We start from the raw sequence: 13,088 nt of genomic DNA, 5'->3' as shown, positions 1-13,088 counted from the left end.
CCGCGCGGGCCCGTCTGAAACTCCTCCGGCCTACCGGACCGCCTCGTCCAGCGCCCGCTCGACGTCCGCCAGCAGATCCTCCGGGTCCTCCGCGCCGACCGAGAAGCGGATGAAGCCCTCCGGCACGGCGTCGCCGCCCCAGCGTTCCCGGCGCTCGGCGGTGGACCGTACACCCCCGAAACTCGTCGCGTCGTCGACCAGCCGCAGCGCGGTCAGGAAGCGCTCCGCCGTCTCCCGGTCGGCCAGCTCGAACGACACCACCGAACCGAAGCGCCGCATCTGGCGCACGGCGATCCCGTACGACGGGTCGGCGGGCAGCCCCGGATACCGCAGCCCGGTGACCTCGGCCCGCTTGGCCAGCACCTCGGCGAGGGCCAGAGCCGTGGTGCACTGCCGGTCGATGCGCAGCTGGAGCGTGGCGAGCGACCGGTGGGCGAGCCAGGCCTCCATCGGGCCCGGGATCGCTCCGACCACCTTGCGCCAGCGCCGTACATCGGCGGTCAGCAGGGGATCGCGGCAGGTGACATGGCCCAGCAGGATGTCGCCGTGCCCGGTCATGCCCTTGGTGTCACTGGCGACCGAGAAGTCCGCGCCGAGCTCCAGCGGGCGCTGGCCGATCGGGGTGGCCAGGGTGTTGTCGACGGCGACCAGCGCGCCCGCCTCGTGCGCGGCGGCCACGAGGCGGCGGATGTCGCAGACGTCGAGGCCCGGGTTGGAGGGACTCTCGATCCACAGCAGCTTCGCCCCCTCCAGCAGCGCCAGCTGGGCGTCGCCGCCGGTCGGCGCGGTGCGGACCTCGACGCCGAAGGCCGTCAGCTGCTCCCGTACGAGCGGCAGCGCCTGGTAGCCGTCGTCCGGCAGCACCACGGTGTCCCCGGTGCGGACCTGGGAGAGCAGTACGGCGGTGATCGCCGCCATCCCGGAGGCGAACACCGTGGTGCTCACGTCCTCGCCCGGCGCCTCCAGCTCGCCGATGGCCCGCTCCAGGTGGGTCCACGTCGGGTTGGTGTCCCGGCCGTAGGTATAGGGGCCCACCGGTTCGCCGGAGAGGTGGAAGTGCGCGGCGAAGACCGGCCCGGGCAGGGTCGGTTCGTACTGCTCCGGTTCGGGAAGGCCGGCGCGTACCGCGCGCGTTCCGTCGCCCATGGTGCTCATGGCTGCTCCGTAAGTCGATGCGAGTGGGTCCGGCTCAGTCCTCGTCGGGCAGGACCATGTTGAGGGCCCAGGAGACGACCGAGATGATCAGGGCGCCGAGTACGGCGGTCCAGAAGCCCTCGACATGGAAGCTGAGGTCGAAGACGCCGGCCAGCCAGGAGGTCAGCAGCAGCATCAGGGCGTTGACCACCAGGGTGATCAGTCCGAGGGTCAGGATGAACAACGGAAATGTCAGGAGCTGGACCAGCGGCTTGACCAGGAAGTTCACCAGACCGAAGATCAGCGCGACCAGGATCAGGGTGAGGACCTTGCGGCCGGTGGAGCCGCCCTCCAGTGTGATGTTCCCGATCAGCCAGATGGCCACGGCCAGCGCACCCGCGTTGGCGATCGTCTTGACTGCGAAATTCTTCATGTGTCTGATCGTGGCAGACATGATCGGTGGTGCACACCGACAGCGCATGCGGAACCCGTAAGCACGGGTCACAAGGGGTGGACGGGCCAATGAAGGCATTCAGACTGGATGAGCTGGAGGCGGAGCGGGCCGCCAACGACGGCGCCTATCTGCAGTTCGTGCGGGAGCGGAACATGTCCGTCGGCCTGTACGCGCTGAACGCGGGCGAACTCGACCCGCAGCAGCCGCACCAGCAGGACGAGGTGTACTTCGTCGTCAGCGGCCGGGCGTCGATCACGGTGGGGACGGAGACGACGCAGGTCGGCCGGGGGAGCGTCGTCTATGTGCCGGCCGGGGTGGCCCACAAGTTCCACCACATCACCGAGGACCTGCGGGTGATGGTCGTCTTCTCGCCTCCGGAGGGCTGAGGGTTCCGGCGCCTCCGGAGGGCTGAGCCCCGGGTTCCCTAAGGGTTCGATCAGGGGTCTTCAAGGGCTGCGAGGCCCCCGCCGGGATCCCCCGCGCCTTTAGCATCGAGGCAGGAACCCAGAGAGACGAGGTAGATGGCGATGGCCGTGCGGGAGATATACGCGGGGATGCCCTGGTGGGTGAAGTGGATCGCGGTGCCCGTCATCGCGATCTTCGTGTTCGGCGGTCTGATCGCCAGCGTCATCGGCTTCGTGATCGGCCTGCTCTTCAAGGTGCTGGTCTTCGTCGTCCTGGTCGGCGGTCTGATCTTCGTCGTACGCAAGTTCACGTCCTCGTCGTCCTCACGGGGTGACTGGTAGGAAGGCCGCCGCGGGCCGGTGCGGGGCCGGGGGTACGCACAGGCCTGCGGATTAGCCCAGCTGAGCTAAGTCCAGGAGGAAAACCCCCTCCTGCCGGAGGCGGCCGATACAGTGACATAACGCTGCCGCCATCTGGAATGTGACCTTCTGTCACCGAACCGACCGAGTGACCAGTGGTTTGAACGACCGTCCGGTCGTGGGTGCGGCGGGCCCGTGGGGGCGGCCTCCACGGGAGGGCTGACGGCCCGTCACCATGCCTGGGGGTGACCTTTGACCACGGCATCGAGCACCACTGCCCCGACGTTGATCGGTTCGGTTCAGCGGGCGTTGAGGCTGCTGGAGGCTGTGGGCACCCATCGGGACGGGGCGCCCGCCAAGCAACTCGCACGGGAGGCGGGCCTTCCGCTGCCGACCGCGTACCACCTGCTGCGCACCCTCACCCATGAGGGCTATCTCCGCCGCGAGAACGGTGTCTTCCTCTTCGGGGCGGCCGCCGAGAACCTCACCGCGGCCCGGGCCGCGAGACCCCGCCCTGCTTCCATCGCCGACTCCCTCGCGCACTGGCGGGACGCCATCGGGGTCCCGGTGTACTGCGCCGTCTACCGCGACGGCGAGATCGAGCTCATCGCGGTCGCGGACGCCCCCGAGGCCCCGGCGGTCGACGAGTGGGCCTCCTTCCGGGAGACCGGCCACGCGCACGCGATCGGGCAGTGCCTTCTCGGCCAGCTCGACGAGAAGGACCGCGAGGATCACCTCGACCGGCACCCCGTTCGGCCCCTTACTCGTTACTCAGTGCGAGATCGCGCGGCACTTCTGGAGCGGCTGCGAACGTTGCGGCGGGGTGAACCGGTCATCGAACGCCAGGAGTACGCACTGGGGACCGTCTGCGCCGCCATTCCCGTCACAGCCGGTGCCACCATTGCGGCGATGGCCATTTCCGTACCCCTGGACCGAGAAGAACGGTTGCTGCCCGCAGTCGAACAGCTACGTGGCGAAGTGGCGAGCCTCTTGCGTTCGTTCGTGTTCTCTATCAGTATCTGAAAAATCACTCCTTGTGATCTGCTATCGCGTGCACCACGATGGCGTCAATAGGGCCATGGTGGATCATTCCTGGCCAGTTTCATCTACTGCGGGGTTGAACGATGCGCGAGTCGGTTCAAGCAGAGGTCATGATGAGCTTCCTCGTCTCCGAGGAGCTCTCGTTCCGTATTCCGGTGGAGCTCCGGTACGAGGTGGCTGATCCCTATGCCATCCGGATGACGTTCCATCTGCCCGGCGATGCCCCTGTGACCTGGGCATTCGGCCGCGAGCTGCTGCTGGACGGGATCAACAGCCCGAGCGGCGACGGCGATGTGCACATCGGACCGACCGAACCCGAGGGTCTCTGCGATGTGCACATCCGCCTCCAGGTCGGCGCGGATCGCGCGCTGTTCCGGGCCGGTACGGCACCGCTCGTCGCCTTCCTCGACAGAACCGACAAGCTGGTGCCCCTCGGTCAGGAGCACACGCTGGGTGACTTCGACGGGAACCTGGAGGAGGCGCTCGGCCGCATCCTCGCCGAGGAGCAGAACGCGGGCTGAGCGGCACGTACCTCCTGGCCTCGCGCCCTTCACGCCTTACGGCGGCGGCCCCTGCCCGTCCGTGCGGGGGCGGCGGCCGTGGAGGACGAGGTGCCGGCGCCCGGGCGGTCCGCGGAGACCACCAGTGCGGCGAGCACCGTGGTCACCGGCACCGAGGCGACCAGGCCGATCGAGCCGACCAGCGTCCGGACGATCTCCTCGGCGACCAGCTCGCTGTTGGCCACCGTCCCCACACTGGACTGGGCGATGGAGAAGAGCAGCAGCAGCGGCAGCGCCGCGCCCGCGTACGCCAGCACCAGGGTGTTCACGACCGAGGCGATGTGGTCCCGTCCGATGCGGATACCTGCCCGGTACAGCCCGCGCCAACCCATCCGCGGGTCCGCCTGGTGCAGCTCCCAGACGGCGGAGGTCTGGGTGACCGTCACATCGTCGAGCACCCCGAGCGATCCGATGATGACACCGGCCAGCAGCAGACCGCTCATGTCGATGTCCGGATATAGGCCGTGGATGAGGCCGGTGTTGTCATCGGTGTTGCCGCTCAGATCCGCCCAGCCGATGAACAGGGAGCCGAGCAGCCCGATCAGCAGCAGCGAGATCAGCGTGCCGACGACCGCGACAGACGTTCGTGCCGTCACCCCGTGGCACATGTAGAGCGCCGCCAGCATGATGGCGCTGGCCCCGATCACCGCCACCACCAGCGGATTCGAACCCTGCAGGATCGCCGGCAGGATGAACAGCGTCAGTACGGCGAACGAGACGGCCAGCGCCACCAGCGCCATCACCCCGCGGAGCCGGCCCACCGCGATCACCGCCAGCGCGAAGATCGCGGCCAGCAGCGTCATCGGGATCTTCCGGTTCACATCGGTGACGCTGTACTGGAGGTCGCGGGGCGCGTCGGGGGCGTACGCCACGACCACGCCCTGGCCCTCGCGGAGTTGGCGCGGCGCGTCGGGCTGGACCACCTCGACGAACTTACGGCCCTTGTCGTCGCCGCTGGTCACCTCGACGGTCGCCTTCGCGCACTCCCCCTCCTGCTCGTTGACGGCCTCCCGGCCCGAAGGGGTGGAGGTGTCACCGGTCGGGGGGACCTGCGCGGCGTTGACGTCGGCGCAGTCGACCTTGACGACCTGGACGACCTTGCCGTCCTGGGTCTGCCGGTCGAATCCGACGCCGGTGCGCTCGTGGTCGGGGACGCCGCCGGGCCAGAACGCGATCAGGCCGACGACGACCGCCGTGGCGAAGGGGATCACCACAGCGGCGATGACCTTGCGCAGATGCTTGGAGACGGGAGTGGCGGGTCCGTGGCTGTGCGTGTGGCCGTGTACATGGCCCTGGGGCGGCTGAGGCGGCTGGGGCGCGGGGTCGCTTTGGGGGGAGGTCACGGGGCGATCATCGCAAGAACAGGAGGGCCCTCTGGTCAGCTCGCCGGAAAGGACGCTAGCGTGGAGGCACCTTTGCACACGCGGGAGCTCGGAGCACCGGGCTGAGAGGGCGCTGACCGCCGTACATCCGTACGGGACACGCTGCGCCGACCGCCGAACCTGTTACCGGGTAATGCCGGCGTAGGGAGTAGGTCTCATGACCACAGCGGACGCACGCACGCCTGCCTCGAAACAGAACGACCAGCCCCAGGGCGACGAGGCCGGGAAGTCCATCGGCTGGCACAAGGGGTACGTCCAGGGCTCGCGCCCGGACCTCCGGGTGCCGGTCCGACAGGTGCACCTCACCAACGGCAAGGACGTGACGCTGTACGACACGTCGGGGCCGTACACCGATCCCGGGATCGACACCGATGTCCGCCGGGGCCTCGCGCCCCTGCGGGAGAACTGGATCATCGCGCGCGGCGACACCGAGGAGTACGCGGGCCGCCCGGTCCGTCCCGAGGACGACGGGCTCAAGCACACCTCGCCGCGCGGCGGGCTGCGCAACCTCGACGCGGTCTTTCCCGGCCGGCCGCGCCAGCCGCGCCGCAGCCGCGACGGACGGCCCGTCACCCAGCTCGCGTACGCACGGCGGGGCGAGATCACTCCGGAGATGGAGTACGTCGCGATCCGGGAGAACGTCGAGGCCGAGGTCGTCCGTGAGGAGATCGCGGCGGGCCGGGCCGTGCTGCCGGCCAACGTCAACCACCCCGAGATCGAGCCGATGATCATCGGCAAGCGGTTCCTGGTGAAGGTCAACGCCAACATCGGCAACTCGGCCGTCACCTCCTCCATCGAGGAGGAGGTGGACAAGATGACCTGGGCGACCAAGTGGGGCGCCGACACGGTCATGGACCTGTCCACCGGCCGCAACATCCACACCACCCGCGAGTGGGTGCTGCGCAACTCCCCCGTGCCGATCGGAACGGTGCCGCTCTACCAGGCGTTGGAGAAGGTGGACGGCCGGGCCGAGGAGCTGACCTGGGAGATCTACAAGGACACCGTCATCGAGCAGGCCGAGCAGGGCGTGGACTACATGACGGTGCACGCCGGGGTGCGCCTGCCGTACGTCCCGCTGACGGCCCGTCGCAAGACCGGCATCGTCTCGCGCGGCGGCTCGATCATGGCGGCCTGGTGCCTGGCGCACCACAAGGAGTCTTTCCTCTACGAGCGCTTCGAGGAGCTGTGCGAGATCCTCGCGACGTACGACGTCACCTACTCCCTCGGTGACGGGCTGCGCCCCGGGTCGATCGCGGACGCCAACGACGAGGCGCAGTTCGCCGAGCTGCGCACGCTGGGCGAACTGAACACGATCGCCAAGCGGTTCGGCGTCCAGACGATGATCGAGGGCCCCGGGCACGTCCCGATGCACAAGATCAAGGAGAACATCGACCTCCAGCAGGAGATCTGCGAGGAGGCGCCGTTCTACACGCTCGGCCCGCTGACCACGGACGTCGCGCCCGCCTACGACCACATCACCTCAGGCATCGGCGCCGCGATGATCGCCTGGTGGGGCACGGCGATGCTCTGCTACGTCACGCCCAAGGAGCACCTGGGGCTGCCCAACCGGGACGACGTGAAGACGGGCGTGATCACCTACAAGATCGCCGCCCACGCGGCCGACCTCGCCAAGGGACACCCGGGCGCGCAGGAGTGGGACGACGCGCTCTCCGACGCACGGTTCGAGTTCCGGTGGGAGGACCAGTTCAACCTGGCCCTCGACCCGGACACGGCCCGGGAGTTCCACGACGAGACGCTGCCCGCCGAACCGGCGAAGACGGCGCACTTCTGCTCCATGTGCGGGCCGAAGTTCTGCTCCATGAAGATCTCCCAGGACATCCGCCGGCAGCACGGCGGTTCGCAGGAGGAGATCGAGGAGGGCATGGCCGAGAAGTCGAAGGAGTTCGCGGCCGCGGGCAACCGGGTCTACCTGCCGATCGCCGACTAGCGTCCGCGGTCTTCCCCGTCCCCGGCACCTCGGCAGGTGTCGGGGACGGCCTTTGTACGGGCCGTGCCCGGTGACGTGACGTCAGGAGGCGTACCGCTATGTGCGTATTGCGTCCTTGGTCATCATATGGGGTGATAGTGGGCCTTGTTAAGCGACAGTATGGATACAGTCGTGCGGCAGCTGGATGTACGTTTCGCTGCTGCGTCAACTGGGCTTGACCTGTTCCTTATCTGTGGCTTACTTTCCGGCTTGCTTGGCTGAATTTTGGCGGCCCTCGCACGGGGGCCTCGGGGAGGGAAACACCATGGACTGGTACCTGGCAGTACTCAAGAACTACGCAGGCTTCAGCGGGCGCGCGCGCCGCAAGGAGTACTGGATGTTCACGCTCATCAGCTTCGTCATCAGCCTGGTGCTGTCGATCGTCGGCGGTCTGATCGGCGCGGACTTCCTCTCCTACATCTACGCCGTCGCGATCCTCATCCCGACGCTCGCCGTCGGTGTGCGCCGCCTGCACGACACCAGCCGCTCCGGCTGGTGGCTGCTGATCGGGCTGATCCCGCTGGTCGGCTTCATCATCCTGATCGTCTTCCTCGCTTCCGAGGGCAAGCAGGAGCCGAACCAGTACGGCACCAACCCGAAGCTCGCCCCGCAGGTGGGCTGATCCACCGCTCCGGCAGGGCCGGAGCACCGCACAGGCCGGGCGCGGCATTCGCCGCCCCGGCCTGTGGCGTTTCCGGACCCCCCCGGGGCTACGGCTCGGCCCTACTCCGGCCGGTGGTCCGGGCCGCCGAAGTCCGGGCTGGTGAAGTCGGGGCTCGTGAACGTCGGACGGGGTCCGGCCGACGGGCCCTCCTCGGGGCCGGAGAAGTCCGGCCTGCTGTAGCCGACCTTCGGGATCCGGTTCGGCGAGCGGTGCGGGGTCCGGGCGGCGGGGCCCGCGGTAGGGTCGGCCAGGGCGTCCCGCAGGAACGGCAGGATGCCACGCTCCAGCAGGGCGTGGCGCCAGGCCTCCCGGGCCCGGGCGACCTCCTCCGGAAGCTCGTCCTCCTCGTCCTCGGCGGCCCGCGAGGTGGAGCCGTTGCGCAGGGCGGTGACGAGCAGCCCCACGGCGGCGACCAGGATGGCCGCGGCGGCGACGGCCGCGAAGAACCACCCGGCCGCGATCATGGTGGTGCCGAAGCCGACGGACGGGCTGAGGGCCCTCATCAGATAGCCGACGAGCAGGAAGATCACGGCTGCGGTGCCCGCCAGGATCGGCGTGAGGACCGTGAGGACCGCTCCTACGCCGGCGCCGGGCCCGGTGGCCGACGACGTGTCCCCGTAACTCCCGCCCTCCGGTACGGTCGCGCTCGCCGCGCGCAGCTCGGCGCGGGCCTTCACGTAGTGCTCGTACTCGGTGGCCGCGGCCGCGGTGATCAGCGCTGTGGCGTTGAGCGCCATCGTGCGCAGCTGTTCGGTGTTGAGCCGGTCACCGACGCCTTCCAGATCCGGGCGTTCATGGGCGTGACGCAGTGCGTCGCCCAGGATCCGGGCGTACTCGGGACCGTCCTCGGCCTGCAGGTGCGGAGCGCTTGTCATCTGCATCCCCCGATGCTCCGTCGGGCCCGGCAGCCCGCGTTGACCGGGCGATCGGGCGGAAACGGAGGAGAGCCTGCCACTGATGAGCCGATGGTAGAGCGCTCACGGCACGGGGTGACAGGGTGTTTCCGGAAATAGGCCCGATGATCGGTGCGGTCCGATCCAGAAGCGTCTTCCCCGCCGAAGGTCAGTCATGCAGGGGCAGTTGGACGACCAGTAGCTTTCCGGCCATGGTCACTCCGCCGTCCATGGCGATCGCGAGCCCCTCGGCGTAGACGTGCGGACCGTTCACCACCGGCCCCGAACCGTCCTCGCCGTCCTCGGTGCCGACCTCGCCCAGGAGGTACGGAATCGGGCTGTGACCATGGACGACGCGCTGTCCGCCGTACGTCGTCAGCAGCTCGCGCACCGCTTCGGCGCCGCCCTCGTCGCGGAAGGCGAAGCGCTTGGTGAGCTTGCGGAAGAGGTCCCAGCACTCGTCGGCGTCGTTGCGCGTGAGAATGGCGGTGATGGTGTCGTTGACGTCCTCGATGGTGGAGCCGTAGTCGAGGTAGGCCGTCGTGTCGGAGTGCATCAGCAGATGCCCGTCCTCCTCGACGACCGCGTCGAGCCGGGACATCCACTGGAGGTGGACGTCCTGGAGGCGGTCCATGTCGCTCTTCTGGCCGCCGTTGAGCAGCCAGGCGGCCTGGAAGGTGGCGGTGCCCGCACCGGAGTTGACGGGGGTGTCGGAGAACCGCTTGGCGCCGATGAGCAGCAGCTCGTGATTGCCCATCAGGGCCTTGCAGTAGCCGCCCGCGGCGGCCGCCTCCGCGGAGAGCCGCATGACGAGGTCGATGACCCCGATGCCGTCGGGGCCGCGGTCGGTGAAGTCGCCCAGGAACCAGAGCCGGGCGTTGCCCGCGGCCCAGTTGCCTTCGGCGTCGATGAGGCCCTGGGCGGCGAGGGCGGCCACCAGCTCGTCCAGGTAGCCGTGGACGTCGCCGACGACGAAGAGCGGGCCGCGCCCCTCCCCGCTGACGGGGCGGGGTTCGGGGACGGTCTCCATCTTTACGGTGTCGCCGCGGTTGATGACGGGGAGGTCGCGCTCGGTGGGGGTGTACCCCTCCGGGGGCTCGTCGCCGACGTTCGCGTTGCCGGGGTGCGGCAGGTGGGGCGGCGCCGGCGCGTGCGGGGGCACGGAGGCGTGCGGGACCGGGGCGGGCGGCGTCGGCGCGTGCGGGGGCACGGGCGGGTGAGGCGCCGCGCCGGGTGCCTCCGGTGGTACGGGCGTCTGTGCGTACGGCGGAACTCTGAAGTCACGCAACGTCGCCGTCCGCACCACGGGTTCCTGACCGGCCCCCTGAGTCATCGACCCCTCCACCACCGTCGCGCCGCCGTACACCTGACGGGCCCTGCCTGGTAGAGGTGGTCCGCGGTGTCGTGCGCCCATCATAGGAATGCGGATCGATCTGTGTGACGCACCAGGGGTGGTGAATCCGGGCGCACGTACGGTTCACCGGCCGATTGGTCCGAAAAGAGCCGATCAGTCCCTGCTCAAGAGTCGATCAGTCCCTGCTCGGGGAGCGTGGCGCGCTGACCGTGGTGCGCGGCGGACGGCGTTGCGAGGAGGTCCGGACGATGAGCTCCGTCGGTATCACCTGCTCCACCGGCCCGTCGTGCTCCACGCCTTCGATGGCGTCGATGAGGAGCTGGACGACGGCCGTGCCGATGCGGCGGGGCTTCAGCGAGAGCGTCGTGATGGGCGGTTCGGTGGCCGCGTACACGGTGGACTCGCTGCAGCAGACCAGCAGCAGGTCCTCGGGGACCCGCAGGCCGTAGCGGCGGGCGGCGGCGAGGAGATCGGTCCCGTTGGGGTCGAAGAGCCCGTAGACCGCGTCGGGGCGGTCCGGGCGGGCGAGCAGCCGGTCGGCGGCGACCGCGCCCGCGCAAGGGTCGTGCGCCGGGTAGGACTCGTAGACGGGATCCTGGCCGACCCGCTCGCACCAGTGGAGGTAGGCGGTGGTGGAGAGCCGGGTGTACGTGTCGGTGGTGGTGCCGGTCAGCAGGCCGATGCGGCGGGCTCCGGCGGCGGCGAGGTGGTCGAGGAGGTCGAGCACGGCGGCCCGGTGGTCGTTGTCGACCCAGGCGGTGACGGGGAGCGTCCCGGCCGGGCGGCCGTCCGAGACGACGGGCAGCCCCTGGCGGACGAGTTCGGTGACGACCGGGTCCTGGTCGGAGGGGTCGATGACGACGGTCCCGTCGAGCGCGACGTTCGACCAGACGTCGTGCCGGGAGGTGGCGGGGAGGATGACGAGGGCATAGCCCCGGGCGAGCGCCGCCGAGGTCGCGGCTCTCGCCATCTCCGCGAAGTACGCGAATTCGGTGAAGGTGAAAGGTTCATCCCCGTACGTGGTCACGGTCAGGCCGATCAGCCCCGACTTGCCCGTACGGAGGGTTCGGGCCGCTGCGGAGGGGCGGTAGCCCAAGCGCTCTGCGACCTCGCGGACATGGCTGCGGGTGGCGTCCGGGAGCCTGCCCTTGCCGTTGAGCGCGTCGGAGACGGTCGTGATCGAGACTCCGGCCGCGGCGGCCACATCACGGATCCCCGCCCGTCCTGGCCGGCCGCTGCGCCGGGGGGTCTCCGTCCGGCTCACCTGGTGCTTCCCTGCTGCTGTCATGGCGAGCCGATAGTAGGGCTCCGGGGGGCGGTCGGTCCGGTCGCATATGCACCCATTGACAGGCACGTTTCTGCATGATCATTAAACGTCAAGCGCCTTGCAAAGAAAGGCTGTTGGAGGCTCTGGCTTCAGTGTGTCAGGTGTTGGCGGCTGGCGGCCTGCTGAAAGGTCGATGTCTCGAAGAGGTCTCAACTCACCACTTCGGGGGACGCGCGCCACGGCGTGAGACACGGGCGCGCGCCGGAACCGGAAACGCTCCCCCCTGGAGTGGCCCCTCGTGCGGACCATTCCCGGCACTGCGGGAGATTCCGCTCCCAGGCCATTCGCAGCGGCGCCCAATCCTCATAAGGTGAGCAGTATTGATGTGTACGACGGTATGAATGTGTACGACGGTCGAGGAGGACCTGCGGTGAGCGAGACGAGCCCCAAGCTGCGCGCCGAGCTGGACGGCGTTCCTGCCTATGTGCCGGGCAAGCCTGCGGCGGCCGGCGGACCGGTCGCGTACAAGCTGTCCTCCAACGAGAACCCCTACCCGCCGCTGCCGGGCGTCCTGGAATCGGCGCTCGCCGCGGCGGGCAGCTTCAACCGCTACCCGGACATGGCGTGCACCGGGCTGATGAACGAGCTGTCCGACCGGTTCGGTGTGCCGCTCTCGCACCTCGCCACCGGCACCGGATCGGTCGGCGTGGCCCAGCAGCTGCTCCAGGCGACCTCGGGCCCGGGCGACGAGGTCATCTACGCCTGGCGGTCCTTCGAGGCGTACCCGATCATCACCCAGGTGAGCGGCGCGACTTCGGTGAAGGTCCCGCTGACCGACGGTGAGGTGCACGACCTCGACGCGATGGCCGCGGCGATCACCGACCGGACCCGGCTGATCTTCGTCTGCAACCCCAACAACCCCACCGGGACCGTGGTGCGCCGGGCCGAGCTGGAGCGGTTCCTGGACCGGGTGCCGAGCGATGTGCTGGTGGTGCTCGACGAGGCGTACAAGGAGTTCATCCGCGACGCCGATGTGCCCGACGGCATCGAGATCTACCGGGACCGGCCCAATGTGGCGGTGCTGCGGACCTTCTCGAAGGCGTACGGCCTGGCGGGGCTGCGGGTCGGGTTCGCCGTCGCCCATGAGCCGGTGGCCGCCGCGCTGCGCAAGACCGCCGTCCCCTTCGGCGTCAGCCAGCTCGCCCAGGACGCGGCGGTCGCCTCGCTGCGCGCCGAGGACGAGCTGCTGGGCCGGGTCGGTTCGCTGGTCTCCGAGCGGAGCCGGGTGAGCGAGGAGCTGGTGCGGCAGGGCTGGACCGTTCCGGAGTCGCACGCCAACTTCGTCTGGCTGCGCCTGGGCGAGCGGACCCTCGACTTCGCCGCCGCCTGCGAGCGGGCCGGTGTGGTGGTGCGTCCGTTCAAGGGTGAGGGCGTACGGGTCTCGATCGGGGAGACCGAGGGCAACGACCTCTTCCTGAAGGCGGCGGAGGCGTTCCGCTCGGAGCTGTAGCGGCCCGGCGCCCGCTGCGGCGCCGCGCGGCCGGTGGCCCCTGACCTCGTTCGACGAGGTCAGGGGCCTTTTGCGTAC

Annotated in this window: 13 protein-coding genes; 7 read left to right on the top strand and 6 right to left on the bottom strand. The window is 69.5% G+C overall.

Translation table 11 applies throughout. The features are described from left to right. Nucleotides 1-30: 30 nt before the first annotated feature. A complete protein-coding gene (locus IF17_RS0106305) occupies nt 31-1,155 on the bottom strand; it encodes a cystathionine gamma-lyase (RefSeq protein ID WP_030563012.1) in 1,125 nt (374 codons plus the stop codon). Between the two features lie 34 nt (nt 1,156-1,189). After that, the gene (locus tag IF17_RS0106300) at nt 1,190-1,567 is read right to left on the bottom strand and encodes a phage holin family protein (RefSeq protein WP_030563010.1); all 378 of its coding nucleotides are present in this window, start codon (nt 1,565-1,567) and stop codon (nt 1,190-1,192) included. 89 nt (nt 1,568-1,656) lie between these two features. Here IF17_RS0106300 and IF17_RS0106295 point away from each other — a divergent pair, with 89 nt between their 5' ends. From IF17_RS0106295 to IF17_RS0106280, 4 genes are all read left to right on the top strand, one after another. Then, nucleotides 1,657-1,974: a cupin domain-containing protein gene (locus tag IF17_RS0106295; protein ID WP_030563007.1), complete on the top strand. Its 318-nt coding sequence runs from the start codon at nt 1,657-1,659 to the stop codon at nt 1,972-1,974. A gap of 147 nt (nt 1,975-2,121) precedes the next feature. Continuing rightward, nucleotides 2,122-2,334, top strand: coding sequence for a DUF5326 family protein (locus tag IF17_RS0106290; protein WP_030563005.1), 213 nt, complete (start codon nt 2,122-2,124; stop codon nt 2,332-2,334). A 270-nt stretch (nt 2,335-2,604) separates the two neighbouring features. Further along, nucleotides 2,605-3,375 carry an IclR family transcriptional regulator gene (locus IF17_RS0106285; RefSeq protein WP_280518057.1) on the top strand — a complete coding sequence of 257 codons (771 nt, stop codon included), beginning with the start codon at nt 2,605-2,607 and terminating at the stop codon, nt 3,373-3,375. A 101-nt stretch (nt 3,376-3,476) separates the two neighbouring features. Beyond that, entirely contained in the window at nt 3,477-3,914 is a 438-nt protein-coding gene (locus tag IF17_RS0106280; protein WP_030563001.1) for an SsgA family sporulation/cell division regulator, read from the top strand. A gap of 29 nt (nt 3,915-3,943) precedes the next feature. On the opposite strand, the gene IF17_RS0106275 is transcribed toward IF17_RS0106280, so the two are convergent. After that, entirely contained in the window at nt 3,944-5,296 is a 1,353-nt protein-coding gene (locus IF17_RS0106275; protein ID WP_030562999.1) for a YibE/F family protein, read from the bottom strand. Nucleotides 5,297-5,492: 196 nt separating this feature from the next. Between IF17_RS0106275 and thiC the strand changes: the two genes are divergently transcribed. Continuing rightward, nucleotides 5,493-7,283 (top strand): phosphomethylpyrimidine synthase ThiC, encoded by a 1,791-nt coding sequence (gene thiC / locus IF17_RS0106270; RefSeq protein ID WP_030562998.1) that lies wholly within the window; start codon nt 5,493-5,495, stop codon nt 7,281-7,283. Between the two features lie 304 nt (nt 7,284-7,587). Further along, complete coding sequence (locus IF17_RS0106265; protein WP_018513833.1) at nt 7,588-7,944, top strand: DUF805 domain-containing protein; 357 nt, start codon at nt 7,588-7,590, stop codon at nt 7,942-7,944. 101 nt (nt 7,945-8,045) lie between these two features. On the opposite strand, the gene IF17_RS0106260 is transcribed toward IF17_RS0106265, so the two are convergent. The 3 genes from IF17_RS0106260 to IF17_RS0106250 all read right to left on the bottom strand — a co-directional run bounded on the left by IF17_RS0106260 (nt 8,046) and on the right by IF17_RS0106250 (nt 11,521). Beyond that, complete coding sequence (locus tag IF17_RS0106260; protein ID WP_030562997.1) at nt 8,046-8,867, bottom strand: hypothetical protein; 822 nt, start codon at nt 8,865-8,867, stop codon at nt 8,046-8,048. A gap of 181 nt (nt 8,868-9,048) precedes the next feature. Then, nucleotides 9,049-10,227 (bottom strand): metallophosphoesterase, encoded by a 1,179-nt coding sequence (locus IF17_RS0106255; protein ID WP_244890431.1) that lies wholly within the window; start codon nt 10,225-10,227, stop codon nt 9,049-9,051. 181 nt (nt 10,228-10,408) lie between these two features. Beyond that, nucleotides 10,409-11,521: a LacI family DNA-binding transcriptional regulator gene (locus IF17_RS0106250; RefSeq protein WP_076967683.1), complete on the bottom strand. Its 1,113-nt coding sequence runs from the start codon at nt 11,519-11,521 to the stop codon at nt 10,409-10,411. Nucleotides 11,522-11,930: 409 nt separating this feature from the next. On the opposite strand from IF17_RS0106250, the gene hisC reads away from it, so the two are divergent. Continuing rightward, nucleotides 11,931-13,010, top strand: a complete 1,080-nt coding sequence (hisC, locus tag IF17_RS0106245; RefSeq protein WP_030562995.1) for a histidinol-phosphate transaminase — start codon at nt 11,931-11,933, stop codon at nt 13,008-13,010. Nucleotides 13,011-13,088: the final 78 nt, after the last annotated feature.

Origin of the sequence: Streptomyces cyaneofuscatus, assembly GCF_000718135.1 — a bacterium.
GTDB lineage: Bacteria > Actinomycetota > Actinomycetes > Streptomycetales > Streptomycetaceae > Streptomyces > Streptomyces cyaneofuscatus.
This window is presented reverse-complemented; position numbering and strand designations above follow the sequence as displayed.

What these genes read in the sequence shown, in the direction of transcription:
- IF17_RS0106280 (WP_030563001.1), top strand. Translation starts at nt 3,477, where the DNA reads ATGCGCGAGTCGGTTCAAGCAGAGGTCATGATGAGCTTCCTCGTCTCC.
- IF17_RS0106265 (WP_018513833.1), top strand. Translation starts at nt 7,588, where the DNA reads ATGGACTGGTACCTGGCAGTACTCAAGAACTACGCAGGCTTCAGCGGG.
- IF17_RS0106295 (WP_030563007.1), top strand. Translation starts at nt 1,657, where the DNA reads ATGAAGGCATTCAGACTGGATGAGCTGGAGGCGGAGCGGGCCGCCAAC.
- IF17_RS0106260 (WP_030562997.1), bottom strand. Translation starts at nt 8,867, where the DNA reads ATGCAGATGACAAGCGCTCCGCACCTGCAGGCCGAGGACGGTCCCGAG.
- IF17_RS0106300 (WP_030563010.1), bottom strand. Translation starts at nt 1,567, where the DNA reads ATGAAGAATTTCGCAGTCAAGACGATCGCCAACGCGGGTGCGCTGGCC.
- IF17_RS0106305 (WP_030563012.1), bottom strand. Translation starts at nt 1,155, where the DNA reads ATGAGCACCATGGGCGACGGAACGCGCGCGGTACGCGCCGGCCTTCCC.
- thiC (WP_030562998.1), top strand. Translation starts at nt 5,493, where the DNA reads ATGACCACAGCGGACGCACGCACGCCTGCCTCGAAACAGAACGACCAG.
- IF17_RS0106250 (WP_076967683.1), bottom strand. Translation starts at nt 11,521, where the DNA reads ATGACAGCAGCAGGGAAGCACCAGGTGAGCCGGACGGAGACCCCCCGG.